Genomic DNA, 24,970 nt, shown 5'->3' on the forward strand with positions numbered 1-24,970 from the left:
TCGGAATTCATGCCGTTTTGCGCTCGGACGATTCCTAGCCCCCATAGGCGCAAACGCCGATTTCGGGAGGCTGTCGAGGGAGGTTGCGGGGCGTTCGTTATAATCGGCCCATCGTTTTTTCCGGTTCTCCCATGGCAAGCACACCCCAAACCGAGACACCCCGCGACAAGCGTCCGCCCAAACCGCGCCGCTCCATCTGGCTGCGCATCGCACTATGGTTCGTAGGACTGATCGCTGCGATGGCCGTTTGCGGCGCGTTGCTCGCTGGGTACATCCTGGTGGTGATGACGCCACAGCTGCCGTCGCTCGACACGATCGTCGACTACCGGCCGAAGATTCCGCTGCGCATCTACACGGCCGACGAAATCCAGATCGGTGAATTCGGCGAAGAGCGTCGCAATCTCGTGCGTTTCGCCGATATTCCCGACGTCATGAAGAAAGCCGTCCTCGCCATTGAGGATGACCGCTTCTATCAGCACGGCGGCGTCGACTTCATCGGCATTTTCCGCGCGGGCGTCGCAAACTTCACGCGCGGCGGCTCGTCGCAGGGTGCGAGTACGATCACCATGCAGGTGGCGCGTAACTTCTTCCTTTCCAGCGAGAAGACGTACACGCGCAAGATTTACGAAGCGCTGCTCGCCTATAAGATCGAATCGCGCCTGACCAAGGATCAGATTCTTGAGCTGTACATGAATCAGATCTACCTCGGGGAGCGTGCCTACGGCTTCGCCAGCGCAGCACGCGTCTATTTCGGCAAGGATCTGAAGGACATCACTCTTGCCGAGGCCGCCATGCTAGCCGGGCTGCCGAAAGCGCCGTCGGCCTATAACCCGATCGTCAATTACAAGCGTGCGCGCGTGCGTCAGGAATACATCCTGAAGCGCATGTACGACCTCGGCTATGCATCCAAGGCCGAATACGATCAGGCAATCGCGCAGGAACTGGTGGTGCGTGGGCTGGGCAGCGAATTCAGCGTGCACGCCGGGTATGTGGCGGAAATGGTGCGTCAACTGCTATATGCGCAGTTCAAGGACGAGATCTACACGCGCGGTTTTAACGTCTACACGACCATCAATTCGGCGGATCAGGAAGCGGCGTACGAAGCGCTGCGCGCGGGCGTCATGGCGTATGAACTGCGCCACGGCTATCGCGGCCCAGAAGCGAATATCGACCTGCCGGACGGCAAGGACGAGCGCGAACAGTTGATCGACGACACGCTGGTCGAGCACCCGGACAGTGGCGACATGGTCGCAGCCGTGGTGCTCGCCGCATCGCCCCAGCAGGTGAAAGCCGTGCTTCTGAACGGCGACGATGTCACCGTGACGGGCGACGGGCTGCGATTCGCCGCCGCCGGGCTGAGCGCCAAAGCGCAGCCGAAACAGCGGATTCGTCCGGGCTCGGTCATTCGCGTGACGAAGGATGCGAAGGACAATTGGCGCATCGTGCAGATGCCGGACATCGAAGCGGCATTCGTGTCGCTAGACCCGCAGAACGGTGCCATCCGCTCGCTGGTTGGCGGGTTCGACTTCAACCGCAACAAGTTCAACCATGTGACGCAGGCATGGCGTCAGCCGGGGTCGAGCTTCAAGCCGTTCATCTACTCGGCCGCGCTGGAAAAAGGTTTTTCGCCAGCGACCATCATCAACGACGCTCCGCTGTACTTCTCGGCGGCACAGACCGGTGGACAGCCGTGGGAGCCCAAGAACTACGGTGGCGGCTTCGACGGGCCGGAGCCGATGCGCGTGGCGCTGATGCGGTCCCGCAACCTCGTGTCGATCCGCATTCTGCAGAGCATCACGCCGGCTTATGCCCAGAAGTTCATCGGGCGATTCGGCTTCGAAGCGGACAAGCATCCGGCCTATCTGCCGATGGCGCTGGGCGCGGGCATGGTGACGCCGCTGCAAATGGCGAGCGGTTTTGCCGTGTTCGCCAACGGCGGCTTCCGCGTCAATCCGTTCATCGTGGCCCGCATCACCGACTCGAAGGGCAACGTGATCATGGAAGAGAAGCCAGTCGCGGCAGGCGACGAGTCGATTCGTGCCATTCCGGCACGTAACGCCTTCATCATGAATTCGATGCTGCACGATGTGGCGACGCGCGGCACAGCCGCAAAGACCAACGTGCTCAAGCGCAGCGATCTCGCGGGCAAGACGGGCACGACGAACGATTCGCACGACGCATGGTTCGCCGGCTATCAGTCTCAGTTGGTGGGGGTCGCCTGGATCGGTTTCGATCAGCCGCGCAATCTGGGCGATCGTGAAACCGGTGGCGGTCTGGCATTGCCGATCTGGATCGACTACATGTCGAAGGCGCTGCGTGGGGTGCCGGATTCTCCTCGCGCGATGCCGCCGGGCGTCATTCAGGCGAATGGCGATTACTACTACGACGACTATCCGCCGGGACGCGCCGTCAGCACCGTCGGTCTGAGCGCCGAGACGGCACCGGACGGTTCGGCAGCCCCGGGTCCGTCGACGGGGGCCCTGCCCGGTCAGATGCCGGCGCAGCCGGGGGCAATGCCCGCACCCGCACCCGCACCGACCCCTGTGGACCGCCAGGAGCGTCAGCGCATCCTGGACATGTTCAACAGCAAGCCCTGACGAACTCAGGGATGACGTGACCTTCGATCAGGCCGGCTGAAGCGTGACCGTTTCTCCGGCCTGTTGCGACGCAAAGCGCGACAAAGCCTCGAACAACTCGGAATCGTCGCGCGTGTCGCGCCACTTGTCGCCCTTCAGGCGGAAGTGGAAACCGCCCGAGCGTGCGGCAATCCAGATCTCGCTCATTGGCGTCTGGACATTGACGATGATCTTGCTGCCATCGTCGAATTCGAGCGTCAGGACATTCCCCGTACGTTCGCAATCGATATCCACATCGCTGTCGTCGACCACCGCCTCGACCGCCGCCTCCACCTGCGTCAGCACTGCCTCGGCGAGCGCCAGGAATTCACTTTCCGTCATGCTAAACTCCACGGTTTGCGTCATCGTTAGCATGCCGCACCACGCGGCGATACCCCCATGACTGCACCTATTCGAACCTGCGCGATTGTAGCGTCGATTGCTCTGTTGAGCGCATTGGCCGCCTGCGGCCAGGCCGGCCCGCTCTACTACCCTGCCAAACCGGTGAAACCGACGCCGCCGCCGGGTGCCCCGCTGCCTCCGCCGCCGCTCGTCCCCACGCCTGAGCGCGGGCCGTCCGTCGACGTGCCGCCGGCCGCCTCGCGCCCCGCAGCAAAACCGGAATAAGCGTAAATTAGCCGATATTGGCCGAATTCCGGCGGATTTGTCCGCGACATTCGGGGCACATCGCCTTCGGCCCGTCTGGCGGCCCCTTGTTTTTCCCGTTGATTACCGAGCACCTCCGATGTCCGACGCCATCTTCTCCTACCGCGACGACGTACTTCACGCCGAAGGCGTAGCGCTGCCCGCCCTCGCCGAACGCTTCGGCACGCCGCTGTATGTCTACTCGAAGGCGGCTCTGACGAACGCCTATCAGGCGTACGCCAAGGCCTGCGAAGGTCGTAACGCCGCAGTCCATTACGCCGCCAAGGCCAATTCGAACCTTGCGGTCCTCGGCGTGTTCGCCAAATTGGGCGCGGGCTTCGACATTGTTTCGGCAGGTGAGCTGGCACGCGTCATCGCTGCGGGCGGAGATCCGAAGCGCGCTGTGTTTTCCGGCGTCGGCAAGCATGCAGACGAAATGCGTTTCGCACTGGAAAAGGACGTGTTCTGCTTCAACGTGGAATCGCGTCCGGAGCTGGATCGCCTGAACGCGGTGGCAGGGCAAATCGGCAAGCGGGCGCGTGTGTCGTTGCGCGTGAACCCGAACGTCGACGCAAAGACGCATCCGTACATTTCCACGGGCTTGCGCGGCAACAAGTTCGGCGTAGCGTACGAAGAAGCCTTCGACGCCTATCGCGCAGCGGCCGCCATGCCCAACCTCGAAGTCGTCGGCATCGACTGCCACATCGGCTCACAAATCACCGAAATCTCGCCGTACCTCGATGCGACCGACAAGGTACTCGATCTCGTCGAGAAGCTCGAAGCGGCTGGCATTTCGCTGCATCACATCGACGTGGGTGGCGGTCTGGGCATCACCTACACCGACGAAACGCCGCCGGACATCACGGCATTCGCCACGACGCTGCTCGACCACATCGCCAAGCGTGGCCACGGCCACCGTCAGGTGCTGTTCGAACCGGGCCGTTCGCTGGTCGGCAACGCCGGTGTGCTGCTCACGCGCGTGGAATTCCTCAAGCATGGCGAGACGAAGAACTTCGCCATCGTCGATGCTGCGATGAACGATCTGGCCCGCCCGGCCATGTACGAGGCGTATCACGGGATCGATCCGGTGGTGCGTCGCGCCGGGGATACCGCGACGTTCGACGTCGTCGGCCCGGTCTGCGAGAGCGGCGATTGGCTCGGCCGTGACCGCGCGTTGGCGATCGAGGCTGGCGACCTGCTTGCCATTCGGTCCGCCGGTGCCTATGGGTTCACGATGAGCTCGAACTACAACACGCGTCCGCGCGCCGCCGAAGTCATGGTCGACGGCAATGAAGCCTATCTCGTGCGCGAACGCGAGACGGTCGAATCGCTGTTTGCGGGCGAGCGACTCCTCCCGACCTGATCCTCGCGATCTGCCGGATGCACTGCATCCCCGCCTAAGACTGCCGCGGTAACGGCCTGCGCAGCGCCCAGATCACACGGGCGCCCAGCAGGCCGGTCACCACGATCGCGTAGATCAGCGGCTCGGCAAGATCGTTCTTGCCCGCCTTCATCCACCAGTAGTGCAGGATCGAGAGCACGGCTATCGCATAAATCGCGCGATGCAGCCGCTGCCAGCGCCGCCCACCGAGACGGCGCATCACCGCATGCGGTGACGTTATCGCGAGCAACGTCATCAGGACAAACGCCACGAATCCCACCGTGATGAAGGGCCGCTTGCCCGTCACGTCGCGCAAAATGCTGGCCCAGTCGAACCATTGATCGAGCCAGAAATACGTCGCGAAATGCAATGCGGCGTAGAAGCACGTGAATAGCCCGAGCATGCGACGAAATCGCAGCAGCCACGACATACCGGTCACGCGTCGCACGGGCGTGACGGCGAGTGTGATGCAGAGCATCACGAGCGTCCACGTCCCCGTCGAACGCGTGATGAATTCGACCGGATTCGCGCCTAGCTGGTCTGTCAGTCCGTAGACCACGAGCCGTAACAGCGGCGCAAGCGCGAGCAGGAAGACGACGACCTTAGCCCACGGCACCCACCGATTCGGACGCTGCGCTGAACGACTGCCGTCGCGGGCATTGGACGCCGAAGCAGCGTTGCCGGGTGTCGACGCAGGAGGCAATCGAGAAGGGGATGGCAGCACGGTGCGTCGACTCAGAAGAATTTACGTAGATCCATGCCCTGATACAGGCTGGCGACCTGATCGGCGTACCCGTTGAACATCAGCGTCTTGCGCTTGGGCGTGAAGATGCCGCCCTCCCCGATGCGGCGCTCCGTCGCCTGACTCCAGCGCGGGTGATCGACCTCGGGATTCACGTTCGAATAAAAGCCGTATTCGTTCGACGCCGCGCGATTCCAACTCGTCTGCGGCATCTTCTCGACGAAACGGATCTTCACGATGGACTTGGCGCTCTTGAATCCGTACTTCCACGGCACCACCATGCGCACCGGCGCGCCGTTCTGATTCGGCAGCACTTCGCCGTACAGGCCGAACGTCAGCAGTGAGAGCGGGTGCATGGCTTCGTCCATACGCAGCCCCTCCACGTACGGCCAGCTCAGCACCGGATAGGACAGTCCCGGCATCTGCTTCGGATCGGCCAGCGTCACGAACTCCACATACCTGGCGTTGCCCGTCGGCTGTACCTGCTTGATGAGCGCTGAGAGCGAGTAGCCGATCCACGGAATCACCATCGACCAGCCCTCGACGCAGCGCATCCGATAGACGCGCTCTTCGAGCGGTGCGAGTTTCAGCAACGCATCGAGATCGTAGATCTTGGGCTGCTTGACCTCGCCCTCGATGGCCACCTGCCAGGGACGTGGCTTCAGCGTGCCGGCGCGACGTGCCGGATCGGCCTTGTCGGTGCCGAACTCGTAGAAGTTGTTGTAGGTGGTGATGTCCTTGATATCGGTCGCCTTGTCGGTCACGACGTACTGCGTGTTGCGCGTCGCCGCCAGCTTGGCCAGCCCGGTGCCCGGACTGTCCGCCGCGAAGGCTGCACCGGACGGAAGCAGACCGAGTGCCGCACCGCCCATCCCCGTCAAGCCAATACCGGACGCTTGCAAGAAGCGCCGCCGACCTGTTGCCACTTCCCGCGGCGTGATGCTGCTCGATGGAATATCTGCCCCACGCAGATGCGCTTTGGTCGTACTCATGATGCCTGCCTCCCGAACGTATCCGAGTTATCTCACCGAGCGACGTGCCGCCAAGTTGCGGGCTACGCGCCGCCCAATTGTCACTCATAAGCGATGGGACCGACATCCAAAGAACGCCGTTCCCCACGTTGCGTTGTGAAAAATCACATATCAGGATGAAAAAAGCCGCCTGCACGTAAGTGAGGCGGCTTTTCAAACGCGATGGCCTTGCAGCTGCCCCTCGGCGAAGGGGTATTACGGCGTCAGAGCTGTCCGTAACTATGCAACCCGGAGAGGAACATGTTCACGCCGAGGAATGCGAACGTCGTGATCAGCAGGCCTGTGAGCGACCACCATGCCGCTACCACACCGCGCAGGCCCTTCATCAGGCGCATGTGCAACCAGGCCGCGTAGTTCAACCAGACGATCAGCGCCCAGGTTTCCTTCGGATCCCAGCTCCAGTAGCCGCCCCAGGCATCCGCCGCCCACAGCGCCCCGAGAATCGTGGCGATCGTGAAGAACGCAAAACCGACGGCAATCGCCTTGTACATCACGTCGTCGAGCAATTCGAGCGACGGCAGGCGCGACGAGAAGAATCCGCTGTCAAGCGGCTTGCCATTGGCAGCCAGACGCTTGTTCTCGCCCGACTTGAGCAAGTAGGCCACCGCCACCATCGCTGCGAGGGCAAACGTGCCGTAGCCGATGAAGTTCGCAGGCACGTGAATTTTCATCCACCAGCTTTGCAGCGCAGGCACCAGCGGTTGAATTTCGTAGGCGCTGCGCGCCACGCTGTACCAGAGGTTGAAACCGACAGCGGCACTGATCACGAGCAACACGAACGGGCCAAGCGAGCGCGTCTCGTAGCGCTGCTCGTAGTACAGATAGAACAGCGACGTAATCAGGCAGAACAGCACGAAGACTTCGTACAGATTCGAGATCGGAATATGGCCGACGTCTGCGCCCACCAGATAGGACTCATACCAGCGCACCATCATGCCGGTGAAGCCGAGCAGCACGGCCGCCCAGCACAGCGACGAACCGACGCTCGCACCGAACGGCGAACGGGCAAGGAGGCCGCCCCAGTAGAAAAGCGTCGACAGGAAGAACAGCGCGCTCATCCACAAAATGGCGGACTGACTCGACAGGAAGTACTTGAGAAAGAACGCCTGATCGGCGCGCGCCAGATCGTGGTGATACATCCCGATGCCCGAGAGCGCGAGAATCGCGATCCCCGCCATCGGCCAGCGCACCGAACGCCAGTGCCAGCCGAGCAGGGCAAACGTCGGGACGGAGAGCACCAGAATCGTGTGCTCGTAATAGTCCATGAAGTGGCCGTACCGGTTGAGCGCGAAGCCCGCGCCCAGCGCCAGCGCCAGCGCGAACAACCAGTCGCCGATGCTGCGACGGCGCAGCCACGAGACCTCTGAATAGCCTTGGGATAACTCCATCTGTCTCACCTTCATCGTTTTGTGACGATCTCGTTCATCTCCGCCTTCGTGCGGGCGAATTCCTTTTCGAAATCCAGGGTGCGACGCGTCGTCGACACTGCCATCAATACCGAACTGCCACCTTCCGGCGTGTCCTTGACCCACAGCCACAGACGCCGCTCACGCACGTAGAACATCGAGAAGATGCCCAGTACCAGCAGCAAGCTGCCAAGATACACGATCTTCTTGCCCGGCGAGCGCGTGAGCTGGAAGACGCTCGCCTGGATCTGCTCGAACGAGTCGAGTTGCAGGAACACCGGGGCGTCGTACAGGAAATTGTCGGACAGCGCGTTAGTGGCCGTGTGCACGAAGCGCTCGGTCTCCGGCGACGGCACCGCCGCCGGCTGCCCCGCCTGTTCGCGAGCGACCTGCCACAGTTGCCAGATCGTGCCGTCCAGAATACGACGGAACATGTCGGCCGCACTCGATTGCTGTTCCTGCGGCACCTTCTCGTTCACGAACTCGGCAATTGCCTGCAATCCGCCTGTCGCATGACCGTTCTTGCTCGCGGGCATCGCACCGGCGAAAAGGTCCAGTTCGCGCTTGGCGCTTTCCTGCAATTGCCCGCGCAAATCGGCGGACGTCTGCGACGGCAGCGATTGCATCGCAAACCGACGAGCCGCTTCAGTCCGCGCGCCGTCGTCCTGAAGCGCCGCACGCAGCAACATCCACTGCTTGACGGAGCCATCGGCGTCCGCCGGAATGCGCAGGTACTGGAACGGACCGTCCGGCGTGTCGCGCACGCCCGTCATGAACACACGCTCGCCGTCTTCCACCAGAATCGGCAGCATGTAGTTGCGGTACTCCTTGGCCTGACCGCTGCGATCGCGCACTTTGTACTGCACCGACGGACCGACGTTTCGCAGATCCTTGCCCACGTCGGTTCGCGCACCGGAACCGAGTTGCGCCCCCAGTTCATCGCGCAACGACTTGCGGGCGACGCCGCGCACGTCGCGCTCGCCGCCGCCGTTGCTGATGTTCTCGACGTTGATGGCACGGAAGTCGCTGAATTCGACGGTGTAGGCGTCCTTCCCTGCCGCGCCACCGCGCAGTTGGGTCGACCCGCCGATGTCGCCAGAGAACGCGAACGGACGATCGGTCGCGCCGCGCATCGGGTAACCGGTCAGCTTCAGCTTGCTGCCACCGTCCTCGAAACTCGACTGATAGATCGCCACGCCCTTGAAGATGAACGGTTCGTTGACCTTGACCGTCGCATCCATCGACTTGCCGGTTTCGGGGTCCGTCACCACGATGTCGCTGGCGAACAGCTTCGGCATGCCCGTCGAGTAATAGTCGACGTGGAATTTCTTCAGTTCGATGGAGAACGGCAGATCCTGCACCACCGAGCCGTCCTGAAAATTCAGAATTGCCGTGGTGGACTTACCGCCTTCCGGTACGAATGCGTAGCCGCGAAACGCGGGGTTGTTCGCTGACAGACGATGGTTCTCGGGAATTTGTGCGATGACGGCATTACCTTGCAGCGGCGACTTGCCGAACAGCGCCATCTGGACGCGAATCAGCAGGTCGCTGTCGACCAGACCGCCCAGACAGATGATCACGATAGCGCTGTGCGCAAAGATGTAGCCGATCTTGTTGATGGCGCCAGCCTTGGCGGCCACCAACGTGGCCCCTTCGCGCTCGCGCACGACGAAACGGTAACCACGATGTCCGAGATAGCCCGTGACACGCTTGAGCAGATCCGTGCGCGAGAGGGGACCGGTGTACTCGGCCTTGTGACCGAACGCGCGCAAACTCCCCTCGCGTACGTGATCGCGCCAGCTGCGGATATCCGCGATCATCTTCGGCGCATTGCGCACGATGCACAGCGTCGTGGACGCCATCAGGAAAAAGAGGATCAGCAGGAACCACCACGAGCTGTACACCGTGTACAGGCCGAGCGAGCGGAAAACGTCGGCCCAGAATGGACCGAACTGGTTGACGTAATTGGGGTAAGGATCGCCCTGCTTGAGCACGGTGCCGACGATGCTGGCAATCGCGAGCACGGTCAGCAGACTGATGGCGAAACGCATCGAACTGACAAGCTCGACGCCATCGCGCACCCAACGCTGCGCTCCCTTGATCTGCATTCCGGAGGTACTGATGCTCATTCTGTTTCCGACAACAAAAAAGGGCGGGGACGCGAATCTCACGCGCCCGCCACCCTGTGTATGCTAAACCAGTTACCCCCGGTCGCTCTGCGGCACCGTAGCAGGTTTCGTTATAAGTCAGCGAATATACCCTGACGTTCACATGATGTCAGGGCAGGGCTCCCGATCATCACGCTTAGCGCAGACCAGCCACGTAATCGGAGACGGCCTTGATTTCCTTATCCGACAGGCGTCCGCCGATCGTATGCATCGGCGCGTTGTTGCCGCGCGTTTCGTTACGGAAGGCGATGAGTTGTGCCTCGGTGTATTCCGCCCATTGCCCGGACAGGCGCGGGTATTGCGACGGCATGCCAGCACCGGTCGGGCCGTGGCATGATGCGCACGCCGGCACGCCCTTCTCCGCGATGCCGCCACGGTAGATCTTCTCACCGAGCGGCACGGTGTCCTTGTTGCGGGCGACGCCCGGCTTCTCGGTCTGTGAGGCGAAGTAAGCGGACACGTTGCGCATGTCCTGCTCGTTCAATGCCGCGACCATACCGGCCATGATGGGGTTGTTGCGTGCCGGGGTCTTGCCGGGCTGCGCCTTGAAGTCGACGAGCTGCTTGTAGAGATATTCGGCATGCTGACCGGCCAGCTTCGGATAAGCGCCGCCGGGGCTATTGCCGTCTGCCGCGTGGCAGGCCGCACACACCTGTGTGGCGATGGCCTGTCCCCGGGCCAGATCGGGTTTTGCGGGCGTTTGAGGCTCGGCGGCTTGTGCCGCACCGCTCAGAAGAATGCATGCCAGCGCCAACGGTGTTGCAGCGAGAGACTTCCACACTCCTCGGTTCATTCGCACACCTTATATCTGTTTTGTCGGGAAATCGGTCGTTCGAACTCACCGTCCGACGCCGCGTTTCTCCTCCAACCTCACGGCGCGCGAGACGTTCGGGCAAGCCTTGGCAAGGCCAAGGTTAACTTTCATATTGTACAATAAAGACTTTCCCCGGCTTTAGGGGATTTCCATGTAGAAGGCCGCAGAACGGGGCTTCCCGGCCTGTCGCCGGTGAGTGCTCAACCCCACCGTTTTGCGTCCCTGCGCCCGCGTTGCGGCCCGATTCCCGTGGCTGCGGCGCTCCCCGGTTTCCGTCATGTCCCTACTTCATCAAGCCCGCTTCTTTACGACCGTCAATCATCTGCGCGACCTGCCGCCTACGGCCGTGCCCGAGGTCGCCTTCGCGGGTCGCTCGAACGCGGGCAAATCCAGCGCGCTCAACATCCTCTGCAACCAGAAGCGACTGGCCTTCTCGAGCAAGACGCCGGGTCGCACGCAGCACATCAACTATTTCGAGATCGCCCACCTCGAACACCTTTACGGCTACCTCGTCGATTTGCCGGGATACGGCTATGCCGAGGTCGGTGGCGGTGTGAAGGTGCACTGGCAACAGCTTCTCGGCGACTACCTCGTCCAGCGTCCGCAATTGCGCGGCCTCGTGCTGGTGATGGACTCGCGCCGCCCGTTCACGGACCTGGATTGCGAACTGATCGACTGGTTCATGCCTACCGGACGTCCGATCCACGCCCTGCTGACGAAAGCCGACAAGCTCACGCGTCAGGAAGCCACGAACGTGCTGCGCGAGACGCAGAAACGCCTGTCCGCGCTGCCGCGCACCGATGGGCTGCCGTCCGACGATCCGACGATTGCCCCGCAATTCACGGCGCAATTGTTCTCGTCGCTCAAGCGTACCGGCGTCGACGCCGCGCAGCGCGTGCTCGAAGACTGGCTCGCCATTCCGGCACGCGAGAAGGCCAAAAAGTAAACGCGGGTCCGCAGACCGCACGCGGATCCAACTTCCAAAGGTAGACGTTCGATACCCCGACCGTGCGCGACAAATCGTCGCGGCGAAGACGCGTGGGTCACGAGGTCCTCTAGGGGAAATCGATAGGGCCGATGCAGCGAGCCGTCGTATCGGCCGAACGGATGATGTCTGCGCGAACTCACCGGAAAGCGAGACGATCCGGGAGGTTGCCGTGCCGTTATGACACGATTCGAGCGCACATAAAAAAACCGCCGTGTAGGCACGGCGGGTTTAAATAAGCCTTATCGTAGAACGACAGGCGCCCGCTCAGGGAGGAGAAGCGGGGGACGTCACACGCAGTGCGAACATCCGGTTGGTATGATATACCATGCGTTCGAAAGTTTCCCGGCAAGCGCCCCTTTTTGCGCGCCTTCCCTCTTACGGAATCGTTGAGCCAGTCGCAACGACAGCACCGTTTTCGGGACACGTCAAAACGTCCGATTCACGGGAATTTCCGACGCGCCATTCTTCGTCCAAAGGACCGATCGCATGAGTTCCTACCCCCTGCTTCGTCCGCGCCGCATGCGACGCGATGACTTCTCGCGCCGTCTGATGCGCGAAAACCGCTTGACTTGCGACGACCTCATCTACCCGGTGTTCGTACTCGAAGGTGAGAAACGCCGCGAGGCCGTCGATTCGATGCCCGGCGTCGAACGTGTTTCCGTCGACGAATTGATGCGTGTGGCCGACACGTGCGTCACGCTCGGCGTCCCAGTCATTGCACTGTTCCCGAACATCGAAGCCTCGCTTAAGACGCCGGACGGCATCGAGGCGACCAACCCCAATGGCCTGATCCCCCGCGCAGTGCGCGAGCTCAAGCGCAACTTCCCCGATCTCGGCGTTCTGACCGATGTCGCGCTCGATCCGTACACCAGCCACGGACAGGACGGCGTACTCGATGAGAACGGCTACGTCATCAACGACGTGACGACGGACCTGCTCGTGAAGCAAGCGCTCACGCAAGCGGAAGCGGGTGTGGACATCGTTGCCCCCTCGGACATGATGGACGGCCGCATTGGCGCCGTGCGCGAAGCCCTGGAAGCCGGCGGCTACATCCATACGCGGATCATGGCGTACGCGGCCAAGTACGCATCGGCGTTCTATGGTCCGTTCCGCGACGCTGTCGGCTCGGCCGCGAACCTCGGCAAGAGCAACAAGATGACCTACCAGATGGACCCGGCCAACTCGGACGAAGCGATCCGTGAAGTGGCGCTCGACATCGAGGAAGGTGCCGACATGGTGATGGTCAAGCCTGGCATGCCGTACCTCGACATCGTGCGGCGCGTGAAGGACGAGTTCCGTTTCCCCACGTACGCCTATCAGGTCAGCGGCGAATACGCGATGCTCAAGGCCGCCGCACAGAACGGCTGGCTCGATCACGACAAGGTGATGATGGAATCGCTGCTGGCCTTCAAGCGAGCCGGTGCGGACGGCATTCTGACCTACTTCGCACTCGACGCCGCACGCTTGCTCCGCGCTCAGGCGTAAGGCGCGTCGCCAGGCGCTAGTCGCGTCGAAGCGATTCGGGTCGGTGCTTCAGGCAGCCGGCCCGAATGCTTTTTCGAGGCTTCGCAGGAACAGATCTGCTGACTGAGCGCCGATCACGCGCGTTCCGGTGACTTCGTTGCCACTGCCATCAAAGAAGATGATGCCCGGCGGCCCAAACAAACCGAAGCGCCTGAGTAGCGCCTGATCGTCTGCATTGTTGGCCGTGACGTCAGCCTGCACGAGCACCACCTGATCGAGGCGGGCCTTCACGCGCGGGTCCGTAAAAACGAAACGTTCCATCTCCTTGCAACTGATGCACCAGTCCGCATAGAAGTCGAACATCACCGGACGCCCGGCGCTCGCCACCACCTGATCCAGTTCCGCCACGCTACGCACACGCTGGAATTTCACACCCTCGACAGCGGGCGCGCCAGCGTTGGCACTCCCCGACGCCACGGTCGACAAGCCAGCCAGCGGCGCTAACGGATCACGCGCCCCGGCGGCTGCACCGACGAGCGCTACGGCTCCCAACAGGGCCACGGCAACGCCAAGGCCTTTCAGAAGACGTCGCACACCGCTGACCCCATCGGGCAAATTGTCGAAAACACGCATGAACGTGGCCGAGACCAGCAGGAGAACGCCTGCGCCGAGAAGCAGCGCCGGCGTCGACAGCAGGGGACGAACGATCCACAGCGCAACCCCGAGCAGCAGGAACCCAAAGAAACGCTTCACGCCGTCCATCCATGCGCCCGCGCGCGGCAACAACGTACCCCCGCCACCGGCAAGGATCACAAGCGGCAGTCCCATCCCCAGCGACAGCGCAAAGAGCGTCGCACCACCGAAAACGGCATCCCCGGTTTTGGCGATGAACGCCAACGCTGCTGCCAGAGGTGCCGTCACGCAGGGACTCACGATCAGCCCGGACAGTACACCCATCATTGCTGCACCAACCCACTGTCCCGACTGCTGTTTGCGCGCGGCATTGTCGATCCGGTCACGCAGCGCGGCAGGCAGCTGGATCTCGTACATCCCAAACATCGAAAGGGACAGGACCACCATCAGCAACGCGAACAGAGCAAGCACCCAGGGGGCCTGCAAGAACGCAATCAAACCCTGCCCGAGCAGTCCGGCAGCTACCCCAATGACAGTGTTCACGATGGCCATGCCGAGGACATACGCGATGGCCAGACGCACAGCCTTCCCACGACTGGCTTCTTGTCCCGCGACGATCGACAGGAGAATTGGCACCATCGGCAAAACGCACGGGGTGAAGGCGAGTCCAAGGCCCAGCACGAAGAAAATCCCCAACGCCAACGCAAAGCTGCCGCCCGAGAGAATCCGTTCCGCTTCGTTGTAATCGTCGCGAGCGGACAGCCATCCGCCTGCTGAGCCACCGGCGGGAGCGACCACGGCGGGGGATGCGACCGAAGCACTTCCAGCCCCCTGCGCACCGCCACCGAGCAATGCCTGAGTCGCCGGACCGACAGAGGAACCGGCGCTGGAAGCGCCACCGGCCCCATTGCCAATCGCCGCGGCGGAAATCTTCAACGGTTTGTCCATCGGCGGATAGCACAGCCCTTTGTCTGCGCACCCCTGCATCGTGACGTTCAGCGTAAACGGCCCGCTCGCCTTATCGACTGGAATCCGGACATCGATCGGCTCGTGATACACCTCCATGTCCTTGCCGAAAGTGTCGTCGTGCTTCACCTCGCCTTTCGGGAACACCGGCGCGCCGAGTTTGACGGCGGAGTTGTCTGTGGCGAAGGCGAACCGCTCACGATAGAGGTAATACCCCTTCGCTACGTCGAAACGCAACACCACGACTCCGGGCTGCTCCGATTTCGACACCTTGAAGGCGACGTCAGGATCGAGGAAGTCGTCCGCTGCGTGGGCACGGCCCACACCCAACGTCAGCATGATCGCCAGCATGGTCAGTGCAAGCATCCAGAGTCGCTGGACACGTTGCGGCATCGTCGCTCCCCGGGTGCTGCAGGAAACCGCTAATTCCGGCCCGGCCAACGTCTTCACATCAAACATGCAGTTCCCCCCGCGTTTCATTCTCGACCCATCGCGCGTAAGCGGGCAGTGCCGCCGTGGCGGGCCACGCCACAATCTCCGGGACGTCGTATGGATGGTGTTCTTTGATGTACTGCTCCAGCGCACCGTAACGCGCGGCAGTCGTCTTGATCATGAGTGGCACTTCAACGCCCGTTTCACGCTTGCCCTGCCAGCGGTAACTCGACCGCACGGGCGCCATTTGCTGCACGCAGGCCGCCAGGCGTGCGGCAAGCATGCCGTCGATGGCCGCTTCTGCGCTGGCCTCGTCGGGAAATGTCGTCATGACGATGAGAAGGGCGTCCATGGTGTGCTGTAGACCGTTCAGGCGTGAGAGGTGTTCACTGTACACCGACACCGGCAAAGATGTGTGCGGCGACAACGATTTCCAGACTGGTGCTGATGCCTGCTCGGACGATGCCCAAAAAACAAAAAAGCCAGGTCAATGACCTGGCTTCTTTTTACGACTGACGGTCTTCAAAAGACCGTTGCGCGAATCGCTTACTCAGCGACTTCCGGCGCTTCCGTGTCGACTTCCGGACGGTCCAGCAGTTCGACGAAAGCCATCGGAGCGTTGTCACCCACGCGGAAACCCATCTTCAGGATACGCAGGTAGCCGCCCGGACGGTTGGCAAAACGCGGGCCGAGTTCGTTGAACAGCTTCGTGACCATTTCGCGATCGCGCAGGCGGTTGAACGCCAGACGACGGTTAGCGACGGAGTCCTTCTTGCCCAGCGTGATGAGGGGCTCGACGACCTTACGCAGTTCCTTGGCCTTCGGCAGCGTGGTCTTGATGGCTTCGTGCTGGAGCAGCGAATTCGACATGTTACGCAGCATGGCCAGACGGTGGCTGCTGGTACGGTTCAGTTTACGCAAACCATGACGGTGACGCATTTTTACTTTCCTTTAAACAGAGTTTTCGACCAAGCTCTTCTATCGGTGACAATCACCGCGGGCCGGTACCTTCGCAATCGGCCGTATCGGACATGCCGACGTGCCGCACTTACGTAGCAACACGGCCGCCCGAAGGCGGCCATGTCGTTACATTACTTCTCGAGACCAGCCGGCGGCCAGTTTTCGAGCTTCATGCCGAGCGTGAGACCACGCGAGGCAAGCACTTCCTTGATCTCGTTGAGCGACTTGCGACCCAGGTTCGGGGTCTTGAGCAATTCGTTCTCGGTACGCTGGATCAGGTCGCCGATGTAGTAGATGTTTTCGGCCTTCAGGCAGTTGGCCGAACGCACCGTCAACTCGAGATCGTCCACCGGACGCAGCAGGATCGGATCGATCTGCGGCGCACGCGACGGCGCTTCGCTGGCGGCTTCCGTGCCTTCCAGCGCAGCGAACACCGACAGTTGGTCGACGAGGATGCGAGCCGATTGACGGATCGCTTCCTCCGGCGATACCACACCGTTGGTTTCGATGTTCATCACGAGCTTGTCCAGGTCCGTACGCTGCTCCACACGGGCCGATTCGACCGCGTAGCTCACACGCTTGACCGGCGAGAACGACGCGTCGAGGACGATACGGCCGATAACCTTGGCCGATTCGTCGCCATAACGGCGCACGTTACCCGGGACATAACCACGACCCTTCTCGATCTTGATCTGAACGTCGAGCTTGCCGCCCTTCGCCAGATGCGCGATCACGTGATCGGGGTTGATCAGTTCCACATCATGCGGCACTTCGATATCCGAAGCGCGCACCACACCTTCACCATCCTTGCGCAGCGTAACGGTGACTTCGTCACGGTTATGCAGCTTGAACACGACACCCTTGAGGTTCAACAGGAAGTTGACGACATCTTCCTGGACACCATCGATGGTGGAATATTCATGCACAACGCCAGCGATCGTCACTTCGGTCGGCGCGTAGCCCACCATCGATGACAACAGCACGCGGCGAAGCGCGTTGCCCAAGGTGTGGCCGTAGCCACGTTCGAACGGCTCCATCACGACTTTGGCGTGATGCTCACCGACCGGCTCAACCGCAATAATCTTGGGCTTCAACAAACTGGTTTGCATAGGTTTCCTTTTCAATACCCTCGGCTCGTTACACCGATAAGGCTGATGGGTGACAACCTGCACGGAACGCAAAACGCGCCGTGAGGCGCGTCAAGCATCATACGGATTAACGCGAATACAATTCGACGATCAGGCTTTCGTTGATGTCGCCCGCGATATCGCTACGTTCCGGCAGTGCCTTGAAAGTGCCTTCCATCTTCTTGGCGTCAACCGAAACCCAGATCGGGAAACCGACTTGCTCAGCCAGCGTCAGCGCTTCTTGAATACGCACTTGCTTCTTGGCCTTTTCGCGAATGCTGATCACGTCGCCGGCCTTGACCTTGATCGACGGGATGTTCGAAACGACACCGTTCACCACGATGGCCTTGTGGCCAACGAGTTGGCGCGCTTCAGCGCGCGTCGAACCAAAGCCCATGCGGTACACGACGTTGTCCAGGCGCGACTCGAGCAGTTGCAGCAGGTTTTCACCCGTGTTGCCCTTGACGCGGTCGGCTTCCGCGAAATAACGACGGAACTGACGCTCAAGCACGCCGTAAATACGCTTAACCTTCTGCTTTTCGCGCAGCTGGTTGCCGTAGTCCGACGTACGAGCACCCGACGTGCGGCCATGCTGACCCGGCTTGCTATCCAGCTTGCACTTGTCGGCGAGCGAGCGACGTGCGCTCTTCAGGAAGAGGTCAGTACCTTCACGACGGGAGAGTTTGGCCTTCGGGCCGATATAACGTGCCACGGTTGTTCCTTTATCTCAAAATTTGACGCAGCGAACTTTGTCCACTACGCAAGTCCGGTACCAATGTACCGGACGGTGGTCTTAGAAATTACTACGCGCACGGCCGAGACCGTGCGCGAACCCGCGATTATAGCAGGATTTTCTGAAGCGTCTTAGATACGACGACGCTTCGGCGGGCGGCAGCCGTTGTGCGGGACCGGCGTCACGTCCGAGATGGCCGTGATCTTGATACCCAGCGCATTCAGCGCACGAACCGCGGATTCGCGACCCGGGCCCGGGCCCTTGATGCGAACTTCGAGGTTCTTCACGCCGTATTCCAGTGCCACGCGGCCAGCCGACTCAGCAGCAACCTGGGCAGCGAACGGGGTCGACTTACGCGAACCCTTGAAGCCCTGGCCACCCGACGTCGCCCATGCCAGCGCATTGCCCTGACGATCGGTGATCGTGATGATGGTGTTGTTGAACGAAGCGTGGACGTGCACGACGCCTTCGGCAACGCTCTTCTTGACCTTCTTGCGAACGCGCTGCGAAGCGGCGTTGTTCTGTTGCTTAGCCATGAGTTCCTATCCTCTGGTTACTTCTTCAGCGAGACGCCGGCCTTACGCGGGCCCTTACGGGTACGCGCATTGGTACGGGTGCGCTGACCGCGAAGCGGCAAGCCCTTGCGGTGACGCATACCACGATAGCAGCCCAGGTCCATCAGGCGCTTGATGCTCATGGTCGTCTCACGGCGAAGGTCACCCTCAACCGTCAGTTGACCAACTTGATCACGCAGCTTTTCGAGATCAGCGTCGTCGAGGTCCTTGACCTTCTTCGAGTGAGCCACACCGGCTGCGTCGCAAATCTGGCGAGCGCGCGTGCGACCGACACCGTAAATAGCCGTCAGGCCAATGACAGTGTGCTGGTGGTTCGGGATGTTAACCCCTGCGATACGAGCCATTCGTAATTCCCCAACTAAATAGCGTTAAAGGCCGATTAGCCCTGACGTTGCTTGTGGCGCGGATCCGAGCTGCAGATCACGCGCAGCACGCCTTTGCGCTTCACAAACTTGCAATTGCGGCAGATGCACTTAACAGATGCCAAAACTTTCATGACAATTCCCTCTCTCTAATCACTTCGCCCGGAAGACGATCCGCGCACGCGACAGATCGTAGGGCGTCAACTCTACCGTCACCTTATCTCCGGGAAGGATGCGGATGTAATGCATCCGCATCTTGCCGGAAATATGTCCGAGTACTACATGACCATTTTCCAGCTTTACCCGGAAGGTGGCATTGGGGAGGTTTTCAACGACCTCACCCTGCATTTGAATAACGTCGTCTTTCGACATGATCCTGGATGATCAGCGAAGCGTCATGTTATTGCCGCCCTTGAAATTCGCCTTGCGGAGCAGCGACTCATATTGTTGCGACATCACATACGACTGCACTTGCGCCATGAAGTCCATCGTCACCACCACGATAATCAGCAGTGAGGTTCCACCGAAGTAGAACGGGACATTCCAGCGCAACACCAGGAACTCAGGCAGCAAACACACCAAGGTGACGTAAGCTGCACCGGCCAGTGTCAATCGCGTCAGGATCTTATCGATATAACGCGCGGTCTGGTCGCCCGGACGGATGCCCGGAACAAACGCGCCGCTCTTCTTCAGGTTCTCAGCGGTCTCCTTGCTGTTAAACACCAGAGCGGTGTAAAAGAAGCAGAAGAACACGATCGCCAGTGCGTAGAGCATCACGTAGATCGGCTGACCCGGCGACAACTTCGCCGCGATATCCTTGAGCCAGCGCGCGTTATCACCTGCGCCGAACCAATTCGCGATCGTTGCCGGGAACAGGATGATCGACGATGCAAAGATCGGCGGAATCACGCCTGCCATATTCAGCTTGAGCGGCAGGTGCGAAGCCTGACCACCGTACACCTTATTGCCGACCTGACGCTTCGCGTAGTTCACCAGGATCTTGCGTTGACCACGTTCGACGAAAACGACGAAGAACGTCACGAGCACCACCAGGGCACAGATCACGATCGCCGAGAACGGACCGATCGAACCGGTACCGACCAACTCGAACAAGCCACCCACAGCGTTCGGCAAACCTGCCGCAATACCGCCGAAGATGATGATCGAAATGCCGTTACCGAGACCGCGTTCGGTGATCTGCTCACCAAGCCACATCAGGAACATCGTGCCGGTCACGAGCGTGATCACCGTCGTCAGGCGGAACAGCATGCCCGGATCGACGACGAGCCCCGGCTCGCTTTCCAACGTCACAGCGATTGCAGCTGCCTGGAAGAGCGCAAGCACCACCGTGAAATACCGGGTGTACTGCGTGATCTTGCGTTGTCCGGCCTGGCCTTCCTTACGCAATGCTTCCAGTTGAGGCGAAACCATCGCCAGCAACTGCATGATGATCGACGCCGAGATGTACGGCATGATCCCCAGCGCGAAGATCGTGAAACGCGACAACGCACCGCCAGAGAACATGTTGAACATGCCCAGGATCCCGCCCGACTGGCGCTGGAACAACTGCGCCAGCTGATCGGGGTCGATGCCCGGCACCGGGATATGCGCACCAATACGGTAGACGATCAACGCCAGCAGCAAGAAAACCAGCCGCCGGCGCAGATCCGCATACTTCGGGCCCTGCGTACCAGGCTTAGCGAGATTAGGAGACTTGGCCAATGATGGCTCCGGGGTGTCCTAACTTACTCTGCGACCGAACCGCCAGCCGCTTGAATGGCGGTGAGCGCACCCTTGGTGACGCCCAGACCCTTCACAACGACCTTGCGGGTGATCTCGCCAGCGGCGATGATCTTGGCCGAAAGCGACAGCTCGCTCACCAGACCGGCCTGCTTCAGAACCAACAGATCGATCTCGTCGACCGGCAGGTTGTTCAGGTCCGACAGACGAACTTCGCCCACGAAACGACGCGTCAGCGACTTGAAACCACGCTTCGGCAGACGACGTTGCAGCGGCATTTGACCGCCTTCGAAGCCCACCTTGTGGAAGCCACCCGAACGCGACTTCTGACCCTTGTGACCACGGCCGGCGGTTTTACCCAGACCCGAACCGATGCCACGGCCGACGCGGCGCTTGGCGTGCTTGGCGCCTTCTGCCGGCTTAATCGAATTCAATTCCATTTTGCCCTCGCTCAGTCGACGATCTTCACAAGGTACGAGACCTTGTTGATCATGCCCCGCACAGCGGGCGTATCCTGCAACTCGCTGACCGAATTGAGGCGACGCAGGCCGAGGCCCTTCACGGTGGCGCGATGTTCTTCGCGCGTACCGATCAGGCTCTTGACCAGCTTAACTTTCACAGTTTGCTGCGACATATTGATCACCCTTAGCCGAGGATCTCTTCCACCGACTTGCCACGCTTAGCGGCGATGTCAGCAGGAGTCGATTGTTTCTTCAGGCCGTCGAGCGTGGCGCGGACCAGGTTATACGGGTTCGTCGAGCCAAGGCTCTTCGTCACCACGTTGGTCACGCCCATCACCTCGAACACCGCGCGCATCGGGCCACCGGCGATCACGCCAGTACCGTCCTTCGCCGGCGACATCAGGACGCGCGAGGCGCCATGCTGGCCGAGAACGTTGTGTTGAAGGGTGCCGTTCTTCAGAGCAACCTTGAACATATTGCGGCGGGCTTGTTCCATTGCCTTTTGAACAGCAACCGGGACTTCCTTCGCCTTGCCCTTGCCCATGCCGATGCGGCCATCGCCGTCACCAACCACGGTCAACGCGGCAAAACCGAGAATACGGCCACCCTTCACAACCTTCGTGACACGGTTGACCGCGATCATCTTCTCGCGAAGGCCGTCGTCGCGTTCGTCAGCCTGAACTTTCGCTTGCATCTTTGCCATGACGGATCCTTACTTAGAACTTGAGGCCGGCTTCACGGGCTGCGTCGGCAAGAGCCTTAACGCGACCGTGATAGCGGAAGCCCGAGCGGTCGAAAGACACGCTTTCGATGCCGGCGGCCTTCGCCTTTTCGGCGATACGACGACCGATCAACGCAGCAGCGGCAGCGTTGCCACCCTTGCCTTCCTTGTCGCCCAGTTCCTTGCGCACTTCGGCTTCCAGCGTCGAAGCGCTGGCCAGCACTTGCGTGCCGTCTTCCGAGAAAACTTGCGCGTAAATGTGCACGTTGGTGCGATGCACGGAAAGGCGATGCACCTTCTGAGCTGCCAGCTTGATACGAGTCTGGCGAGCGCGGCGCACACGTGATTGTTTCTTGTCCATGTTTCGCACCCTTACTTCTTCTTGGTTTCCTTGAGGATCACCGTCTCGTCCGCATAGCGGACACCCTTACCCTTGTAGGGCTCGGGCGGACGGTAACCGCGAACTTCCGCAGCCACTTGTCCGACGCGTTGCTTGTCAACGCCTTTGATGATGATCTCAGTCTGCGTGGGGGTCTCTACCTTCACGCCTTCCGGCATGGCGTGCACAACATCGTGCGAGAAACCCAGCTCGAGCTTCAGGTTGTTACCTTCAGCCTTGGCACGGTAACCCACGCCAACGAGGTTCAGCTTCTTTTCGAAACCCTTGCTCACACCGGTCACCATATTGTTGACCAGTGCACGTTCCGTACCATACAGCGCATTCGCTTCACGGCTTTCGTCAGCCGGGGCGAAGGTGATGGTGCCGTCTTCAATCTTGACGTTCACAAGGACGTTCACGCCGCGGGTCAACGAACCCAGGGCACCCTTGACCGTCAGCACATTGCCAGCCAGCGTCGTTTCAACGCCCTTCGGCAGTGCAATGGGACTCTTACCTACTCGAGACATTTCAACTCTCCTCGGTTAGGCCACGTAGCAGATGACTTCGCCGCCCACGCCAGTGGCGCGTGCCTTGCGATCCGTCATCACGCCCTTCGGGGTCGAGACGATTGCAACGCCCAGGCCATTCATGACCTGCGGGATATCGTTGCGGCTCTTGTACACACGCAGACCCGGGCGCGAAACGCGCTCGAGGCGCTCGATCACCGGACGGCCAGCGTAGTACTTCAGTGCGATGTTCAGCACCGGCTTGGTTTCTTCTGCTTCAACCGCGAAGTCTTCGATGTAGCCTTCGTCCTTCAGGACTTTGGCGATCGAGACCTTCAGCTTGGACGAGGGCATCTTCACCGATGCCTTCTCAACCATCTGAGCGTTGCGGATGCGAGTCAGCATATCGGCGATAGGATCGCTCATGCTCATGGTGCTTCTCCTATTACCAGCTTGCTTTGGTCACGCCCGGGATTTCGCCACGGAAGGCGATTTCACGGATCTTGTTACGGGCCAGGCCGAATTTGCGGAACGTGCCGCGCGGACGACCGGTCAGCTCGCAACGATTGCGTTGACGCGTCGGGTTGGCGTTACGCGGCAGCTGTTGCAGCGCCAGGCGTGCTTCATAACGCTCGTCTTCCGACTTGCTGGTGTCTTCGATGATCGCTTTGAGGTCAGCACGCTTGCCAGCGTACTTCGCCGCCAGACGGGCGCGCTTCTTTTCGCGTTCGATAAGTGCCAGTTTAGCCACGATTACCTCAGTTACGGAACGGGAATTTGAACGCCGACAGAAGAGCCTTGGCTTCTTCGTCAGTCTTCGCAGTCGTCGTGATGCTGATGTTCAGACCACGCAGTGCGTCGATTTTGTCGTATTCGATTTCGGGGAAAATGATCTGCTCTTTCACACCGATGTTGTAGTTGCCACGACCGTCGAACGCACGACCCGAAATACCACGGAAGTCACGCACGCGCGGCAGAGCCACGGTGATGAAACGATCCAGGAATTCGAACATACGCTCGCCGCGCAGCGTCACCATCGTACCGATCGGGTAACCTTCGCGGATCTTGAAACCGGCGATAGCCTTACGAGCCTTCGTGACCACCGGCTTTTGACCGGCAATCTTCGTCAGGTCGCCAACGGCGTGCTCAATGATCTTCTTGTCAGCAACGGCTTGACCAAGGCCCATATTCAGGGTGATCTTGGTGATGCGCGGCACTTCCATCACGGACTTGTAACCGAACTGCTTGGTGAGCTCGGCGACAATCTTGTCCTTATAGATTTCTTGCAAACGGGCCATTATCTATACTCCCTTAGGCACCGACGACCGCACCGGTCGTCTTGAGGAAGCGGACCTTCTTGCCGTCTTCGACCTTGATGCCCACGCGCGACGGCTTGCCATTGGCATCCACCAGCGCCACGTTCGAAACGTGGATCGGCATCGTCTTGTCGACCACGCCACCTTGCGTACCCTTCATCGGGTTCGGCTTGACGTGCTTCTTGGCGACGTTCACGCCTTCGACGACCAGCTTGTCACCATCAACGGCCAGAACCGTGCCACGCTTGGCCTTGTCCTTACCCGTCAGAACGATGACTTGGTCACCCTTACGAATCTTGTTCATGTGTCGGCTCCTTACAGCACTTCCGGGGCCAGCGACACGATCTTCATGAAGCGTTCGGTACGCAGTTCACGCGTAACCGGCCCGAAGATACGGGTGCCGATCGGCTCGAGCTTGGTGTTAAGCAGCACGGCGGCATTGCCGTCGAATTTGACCAGCGAGCCGTCCTGGCGACGCACGCCCTTGGCGGTGCGCACGACCACTGCGTTGTAGATTTCGCCCTTCTTGACGCGACCACGCGGGGCAGCATCCTTCACGCTGACCTTGATGATGTCGCCAATGCCGGCGTAGCGACGCTTGGAGCCGCCCAGCACCTTGATGCACATCACTTCGCGCGCACCGGTGTTGTCGGCTACTTCGAGCCGGGTTTCAGTTTGAATCATGGTGTTATCTTCCCAACTTAATCCGACACCTAGGCGTCGGTCAGTCTTGGTCCCCGTCAGCACCAAAGGGTGCCGTTTGGGTTGAGTCGTTCAAAAGTGGACAACCTTGCTACCTCGTCCA

Annotated in this window: 31 protein-coding genes; 5 read left to right on the forward strand and 26 right to left on the reverse strand. The window is 60.7% G+C overall.

What is annotated here, in order from left to right:
• Nucleotides 1-131: 131 nt before the first annotated feature.
• Entirely contained in the window at nucleotides 132-2,597 is a 2,466-nt protein-coding gene (locus PCO31010_RS22795; RefSeq protein ID WP_150666273.1) for a penicillin-binding protein 1A, read from the forward strand.
• A gap of 27 nt (nucleotides 2,598-2,624) precedes the next feature.
• Here the strand turns inward: PCO31010_RS22795 and cyaY are convergent, their stop codons facing one another.
• The gene (cyaY, locus tag PCO31010_RS22800) at nucleotides 2,625-2,957 is read right to left on the reverse strand and encodes an iron donor protein CyaY (protein WP_150578303.1); all 333 of its coding nucleotides are present in this window, start codon (nucleotides 2,955-2,957) and stop codon (nucleotides 2,625-2,627) included.
• Between the two features lie 57 nt (nucleotides 2,958-3,014).
• Here cyaY and lptM point away from each other — a divergent pair, with 57 nt between their 5' ends.
• Together lptM and lysA are read left to right on the forward strand one after the other, a co-directional pair.
• Nucleotides 3,015-3,242, forward strand: a complete 228-nt coding sequence (gene lptM, locus PCO31010_RS22805) for an LPS translocon maturation chaperone LptM (RefSeq protein WP_039393675.1) — start codon at nucleotides 3,015-3,017, stop codon at nucleotides 3,240-3,242.
• Between the two features lie 118 nt (nucleotides 3,243-3,360).
• The gene (gene lysA / locus PCO31010_RS22810) at nucleotides 3,361-4,623 is read left to right on the forward strand and encodes a diaminopimelate decarboxylase (protein WP_150666274.1); all 1,263 of its coding nucleotides are present in this window, start codon (nucleotides 3,361-3,363) and stop codon (nucleotides 4,621-4,623) included.
• Between the two features lie 34 nt (nucleotides 4,624-4,657).
• On the opposite strand, the gene PCO31010_RS22815 is transcribed toward lysA, so the two are convergent.
• The 5 genes from PCO31010_RS22815 to PCO31010_RS22835 all read right to left on the reverse strand — a co-directional run bounded on the left by PCO31010_RS22815 (nucleotide 4,658) and on the right by PCO31010_RS22835 (nucleotide 10,781).
• Nucleotides 4,658-5,344 carry a protein-methionine-sulfoxide reductase heme-binding subunit MsrQ gene (locus PCO31010_RS22815; protein ID WP_150666312.1) on the reverse strand — a complete coding sequence of 229 codons (687 nt, stop codon included), beginning with the start codon at nucleotides 5,342-5,344 and terminating at the stop codon, nucleotides 4,658-4,660.
• A gap of 32 nt (nucleotides 5,345-5,376) precedes the next feature.
• A complete protein-coding gene (gene msrP, locus PCO31010_RS22820) occupies nucleotides 5,377-6,375 on the reverse strand; it encodes a protein-methionine-sulfoxide reductase catalytic subunit MsrP (protein WP_150666275.1) in 999 nt (332 codons plus the stop codon).
• A gap of 242 nt (nucleotides 6,376-6,617) precedes the next feature.
• The gene (gene ccsB, locus PCO31010_RS22825) at nucleotides 6,618-7,802 is read right to left on the reverse strand and encodes a c-type cytochrome biogenesis protein CcsB (RefSeq protein WP_150666276.1); all 1,185 of its coding nucleotides are present in this window, start codon (nucleotides 7,800-7,802) and stop codon (nucleotides 6,618-6,620) included.
• 11 nt (nucleotides 7,803-7,813) lie between these two features.
• Nucleotides 7,814-9,949, reverse strand: coding sequence for a cytochrome c biogenesis protein ResB (locus tag PCO31010_RS22830; protein ID WP_246184741.1), 2,136 nt, complete (start codon nucleotides 9,947-9,949; stop codon nucleotides 7,814-7,816).
• 175 nt (nucleotides 9,950-10,124) lie between these two features.
• On the reverse strand, nucleotides 10,125-10,781 hold the full coding sequence (locus PCO31010_RS22835; protein ID WP_150666277.1) for a c-type cytochrome: 657 nt from the start codon (nucleotides 10,779-10,781) through the stop codon (nucleotides 10,125-10,127).
• Nucleotides 10,782-11,079: 298 nt separating this feature from the next.
• On the opposite strand from PCO31010_RS22835, the gene yihA reads away from it, so the two are divergent.
• Both yihA and hemB read left to right on the forward strand, forming a co-directional pair.
• Complete coding sequence (gene yihA, locus PCO31010_RS22840) at nucleotides 11,080-11,748, forward strand: ribosome biogenesis GTP-binding protein YihA/YsxC (protein WP_150666278.1); 669 nt, start codon at nucleotides 11,080-11,082, stop codon at nucleotides 11,746-11,748.
• A gap of 528 nt (nucleotides 11,749-12,276) precedes the next feature.
• On the forward strand, nucleotides 12,277-13,275 hold the full coding sequence (hemB, locus tag PCO31010_RS22845) for a porphobilinogen synthase (RefSeq protein WP_150666279.1): 999 nt from the start codon (nucleotides 12,277-12,279) through the stop codon (nucleotides 13,273-13,275).
• Between the two features lie 48 nt (nucleotides 13,276-13,323).
• Here the strand turns inward: hemB and dsbD are convergent, their stop codons facing one another.
• From dsbD to rplN, 20 genes are all read right to left on the reverse strand, one after another.
• Nucleotides 13,324-15,246: a protein-disulfide reductase DsbD gene (gene dsbD, locus PCO31010_RS22850; protein WP_150666280.1), complete on the reverse strand. Its 1,923-nt coding sequence runs from the start codon at nucleotides 15,244-15,246 to the stop codon at nucleotides 13,324-13,326.
• A 58-nt stretch (nucleotides 15,247-15,304) separates the two neighbouring features.
• Nucleotides 15,305-15,637, reverse strand: coding sequence for a divalent-cation tolerance protein CutA (gene cutA / locus PCO31010_RS22855; protein WP_150666281.1), 333 nt, complete (start codon nucleotides 15,635-15,637; stop codon nucleotides 15,305-15,307).
• 194 nt (nucleotides 15,638-15,831) lie between these two features.
• Nucleotides 15,832-16,224, reverse strand: coding sequence for a 50S ribosomal protein L17 (gene rplQ / locus PCO31010_RS22860; RefSeq protein ID WP_039393695.1), 393 nt, complete (start codon nucleotides 16,222-16,224; stop codon nucleotides 15,832-15,834).
• A gap of 152 nt (nucleotides 16,225-16,376) precedes the next feature.
• Nucleotides 16,377-17,354, reverse strand: a complete 978-nt coding sequence (locus PCO31010_RS22865) for a DNA-directed RNA polymerase subunit alpha (protein ID WP_039393697.1) — start codon at nucleotides 17,352-17,354, stop codon at nucleotides 16,377-16,379.
• Nucleotides 17,355-17,460: 106 nt separating this feature from the next.
• Nucleotides 17,461-18,084: a 30S ribosomal protein S4 gene (rpsD, locus tag PCO31010_RS22870; RefSeq protein ID WP_039393699.1), complete on the reverse strand. Its 624-nt coding sequence runs from the start codon at nucleotides 18,082-18,084 to the stop codon at nucleotides 17,461-17,463.
• Between the two features lie 152 nt (nucleotides 18,085-18,236).
• A complete protein-coding gene (gene rpsK, locus PCO31010_RS22875; protein ID WP_010804113.1) occupies nucleotides 18,237-18,641 on the reverse strand; it encodes a 30S ribosomal protein S11 in 405 nt (134 codons plus the stop codon).
• 17 nt (nucleotides 18,642-18,658) lie between these two features.
• Complete coding sequence (gene rpsM / locus PCO31010_RS22880; RefSeq protein ID WP_039393701.1) at nucleotides 18,659-19,024, reverse strand: 30S ribosomal protein S13; 366 nt, start codon at nucleotides 19,022-19,024, stop codon at nucleotides 18,659-18,661.
• A gap of 35 nt (nucleotides 19,025-19,059) precedes the next feature.
• On the reverse strand, nucleotides 19,060-19,176 hold the full coding sequence (gene rpmJ / locus PCO31010_RS22885; RefSeq protein ID WP_010804115.1) for a 50S ribosomal protein L36: 117 nt from the start codon (nucleotides 19,174-19,176) through the stop codon (nucleotides 19,060-19,062).
• A gap of 19 nt (nucleotides 19,177-19,195) precedes the next feature.
• Nucleotides 19,196-19,414, reverse strand: a complete 219-nt coding sequence (gene infA / locus PCO31010_RS22890; RefSeq protein WP_007869286.1) for a translation initiation factor IF-1 — start codon at nucleotides 19,412-19,414, stop codon at nucleotides 19,196-19,198.
• A gap of 12 nt (nucleotides 19,415-19,426) precedes the next feature.
• On the reverse strand, nucleotides 19,427-20,764 hold the full coding sequence (secY, locus tag PCO31010_RS22895) for a preprotein translocase subunit SecY (protein WP_010804117.1): 1,338 nt from the start codon (nucleotides 20,762-20,764) through the stop codon (nucleotides 19,427-19,429).
• A 23-nt stretch (nucleotides 20,765-20,787) separates the two neighbouring features.
• Nucleotides 20,788-21,222 carry a 50S ribosomal protein L15 gene (rplO, locus tag PCO31010_RS22900; RefSeq protein WP_039393709.1) on the reverse strand — a complete coding sequence of 145 codons (435 nt, stop codon included), beginning with the start codon at nucleotides 21,220-21,222 and terminating at the stop codon, nucleotides 20,788-20,790.
• Nucleotides 21,223-21,233: 11 nt separating this feature from the next.
• Nucleotides 21,234-21,416 (reverse strand): 50S ribosomal protein L30, encoded by a 183-nt coding sequence (gene rpmD / locus PCO31010_RS22905; RefSeq protein WP_010804119.1) that lies wholly within the window; start codon nucleotides 21,414-21,416, stop codon nucleotides 21,234-21,236.
• Between the two features lie 11 nt (nucleotides 21,417-21,427).
• A complete protein-coding gene (rpsE, locus tag PCO31010_RS22910; protein ID WP_039393711.1) occupies nucleotides 21,428-21,946 on the reverse strand; it encodes a 30S ribosomal protein S5 in 519 nt (172 codons plus the stop codon).
• A gap of 13 nt (nucleotides 21,947-21,959) precedes the next feature.
• Nucleotides 21,960-22,325, reverse strand: coding sequence for a 50S ribosomal protein L18 (gene rplR, locus PCO31010_RS22915; RefSeq protein WP_039393713.1), 366 nt, complete (start codon nucleotides 22,323-22,325; stop codon nucleotides 21,960-21,962).
• A gap of 11 nt (nucleotides 22,326-22,336) precedes the next feature.
• The gene (gene rplF, locus PCO31010_RS22920) at nucleotides 22,337-22,870 is read right to left on the reverse strand and encodes a 50S ribosomal protein L6 (RefSeq protein WP_150666282.1); all 534 of its coding nucleotides are present in this window, start codon (nucleotides 22,868-22,870) and stop codon (nucleotides 22,337-22,339) included.
• A gap of 15 nt (nucleotides 22,871-22,885) precedes the next feature.
• Nucleotides 22,886-23,281 carry a 30S ribosomal protein S8 gene (gene rpsH, locus PCO31010_RS22925; RefSeq protein ID WP_010804123.1) on the reverse strand — a complete coding sequence of 132 codons (396 nt, stop codon included), beginning with the start codon at nucleotides 23,279-23,281 and terminating at the stop codon, nucleotides 22,886-22,888.
• 13 nt (nucleotides 23,282-23,294) lie between these two features.
• Nucleotides 23,295-23,600, reverse strand: a complete 306-nt coding sequence (rpsN, locus tag PCO31010_RS22930; RefSeq protein ID WP_039393717.1) for a 30S ribosomal protein S14 — start codon at nucleotides 23,598-23,600, stop codon at nucleotides 23,295-23,297.
• 7 nt (nucleotides 23,601-23,607) lie between these two features.
• Nucleotides 23,608-24,147: a 50S ribosomal protein L5 gene (gene rplE / locus PCO31010_RS22935; protein WP_150666283.1), complete on the reverse strand. Its 540-nt coding sequence runs from the start codon at nucleotides 24,145-24,147 to the stop codon at nucleotides 23,608-23,610.
• 13 nt (nucleotides 24,148-24,160) lie between these two features.
• Nucleotides 24,161-24,469, reverse strand: coding sequence for a 50S ribosomal protein L24 (rplX, locus tag PCO31010_RS22940; protein WP_023593828.1), 309 nt, complete (start codon nucleotides 24,467-24,469; stop codon nucleotides 24,161-24,163).
• An 11-nt stretch (nucleotides 24,470-24,480) separates the two neighbouring features.
• Nucleotides 24,481-24,849 carry a 50S ribosomal protein L14 gene (gene rplN, locus PCO31010_RS22945; RefSeq protein WP_010804127.1) on the reverse strand — a complete coding sequence of 123 codons (369 nt, stop codon included), beginning with the start codon at nucleotides 24,847-24,849 and terminating at the stop codon, nucleotides 24,481-24,483.
• Nucleotides 24,850-24,970 lie beyond the last annotated feature (121 nt).

Source organism: Pandoraea commovens (assembly GCF_902459615.1).
Classification (GTDB): domain Bacteria; phylum Pseudomonadota; class Gammaproteobacteria; order Burkholderiales; family Burkholderiaceae; genus Pandoraea; species Pandoraea commovens.

What these genes read in the sequence shown, in the direction of transcription:
- PCO31010_RS22795 (WP_150666273.1), top strand. Translation starts at nt 132, where the DNA reads ATGGCAAGCACACCCCAAACCGAGACACCCCGCGACAAGCGTCCGCCC.
- rplQ (WP_039393695.1), bottom strand. Translation starts at nt 16,224, where the DNA reads ATGCGTCACCGTCATGGTTTGCGTAAACTGAACCGTACCAGCAGCCAC.
- rpsK (WP_010804113.1), bottom strand. Translation starts at nt 18,641, where the DNA reads ATGGCTAAGCAACAGAACAACGCCGCTTCGCAGCGCGTTCGCAAGAAG.
- rpmJ (WP_010804115.1), bottom strand. Translation starts at nt 19,176, where the DNA reads ATGAAAGTTTTGGCATCTGTTAAGTGCATCTGCCGCAATTGCAAGTTT.
- rplX (WP_023593828.1), bottom strand. Translation starts at nt 24,469, where the DNA reads ATGAACAAGATTCGTAAGGGTGACCAAGTCATCGTTCTGACGGGTAAG.
- ccsB (WP_150666276.1), bottom strand. Translation starts at nt 7,802, where the DNA reads ATGGAGTTATCCCAAGGCTATTCAGAGGTCTCGTGGCTGCGCCGTCGC.
- cyaY (WP_150578303.1), bottom strand. Translation starts at nt 2,957, where the DNA reads ATGACGGAAAGTGAATTCCTGGCGCTCGCCGAGGCAGTGCTGACGCAG.
- infA (WP_007869286.1), bottom strand. Translation starts at nt 19,414, where the DNA reads ATGTCGAAAGACGACGTTATTCAAATGCAGGGTGAGGTCGTTGAAAAC.
- rplR (WP_039393713.1), bottom strand. Translation starts at nt 22,325, where the DNA reads ATGGACAAGAAACAATCACGTGTGCGCCGCGCTCGCCAGACTCGTATC.
- rplO (WP_039393709.1), bottom strand. Translation starts at nt 21,222, where the DNA reads ATGGAATTGAATTCGATTAAGCCGGCAGAAGGCGCCAAGCACGCCAAG.
- PCO31010_RS22830 (WP_246184741.1), bottom strand. Translation starts at nt 9,949, where the DNA reads ATGAGCATCAGTACCTCCGGAATGCAGATCAAGGGAGCGCAGCGTTGG.
- cutA (WP_150666281.1), bottom strand. Translation starts at nt 15,637, where the DNA reads ATGGACGCCCTTCTCATCGTCATGACGACATTTCCCGACGAGGCCAGC.
- rpsE (WP_039393711.1), bottom strand. Translation starts at nt 21,946, where the DNA reads ATGGCAAAGATGCAAGCGAAAGTTCAGGCTGACGAACGCGACGACGGC.
- rplF (WP_150666282.1), bottom strand. Translation starts at nt 22,870, where the DNA reads ATGTCTCGAGTAGGTAAGAGTCCCATTGCACTGCCGAAGGGCGTTGAA.
- msrP (WP_150666275.1), bottom strand. Translation starts at nt 6,375, where the DNA reads ATGAGTACGACCAAAGCGCATCTGCGTGGGGCAGATATTCCATCGAGC.
- lptM (WP_039393675.1), top strand. Translation starts at nt 3,015, where the DNA reads ATGACTGCACCTATTCGAACCTGCGCGATTGTAGCGTCGATTGCTCTG.
- hemB (WP_150666279.1), top strand. Translation starts at nt 12,277, where the DNA reads ATGAGTTCCTACCCCCTGCTTCGTCCGCGCCGCATGCGACGCGATGAC.
- rpsH (WP_010804123.1), bottom strand. Translation starts at nt 23,281, where the DNA reads ATGAGCATGAGCGATCCTATCGCCGATATGCTGACTCGCATCCGCAAC.
- yihA (WP_150666278.1), top strand. Translation starts at nt 11,080, where the DNA reads ATGTCCCTACTTCATCAAGCCCGCTTCTTTACGACCGTCAATCATCTG.
- lysA (WP_150666274.1), top strand. Translation starts at nt 3,361, where the DNA reads ATGTCCGACGCCATCTTCTCCTACCGCGACGACGTACTTCACGCCGAA.
- rpmD (WP_010804119.1), bottom strand. Translation starts at nt 21,416, where the DNA reads ATGTCGCAGCAAACTGTGAAAGTTAAGCTGGTCAAGAGCCTGATCGGT.
- rplE (WP_150666283.1), bottom strand. Translation starts at nt 24,147, where the DNA reads ATGGCCCGTTTGCAAGAAATCTATAAGGACAAGATTGTCGCCGAGCTC.
- dsbD (WP_150666280.1), bottom strand. Translation starts at nt 15,246, where the DNA reads ATGCCGCAACGTGTCCAGCGACTCTGGATGCTTGCACTGACCATGCTG.
- rpsM (WP_039393701.1), bottom strand. Translation starts at nt 19,024, where the DNA reads ATGGCTCGTATCGCAGGGGTTAACATCCCGAACCACCAGCACACTGTC.
- PCO31010_RS22865 (WP_039393697.1), bottom strand. Translation starts at nt 17,354, where the DNA reads ATGCAAACCAGTTTGTTGAAGCCCAAGATTATTGCGGTTGAGCCGGTC.
- rplN (WP_010804127.1), bottom strand. Translation starts at nt 24,849, where the DNA reads ATGATTCAAACTGAAACCCGGCTCGAAGTAGCCGACAACACCGGTGCG.
- PCO31010_RS22835 (WP_150666277.1), bottom strand. Translation starts at nt 10,781, where the DNA reads ATGAACCGAGGAGTGTGGAAGTCTCTCGCTGCAACACCGTTGGCGCTG.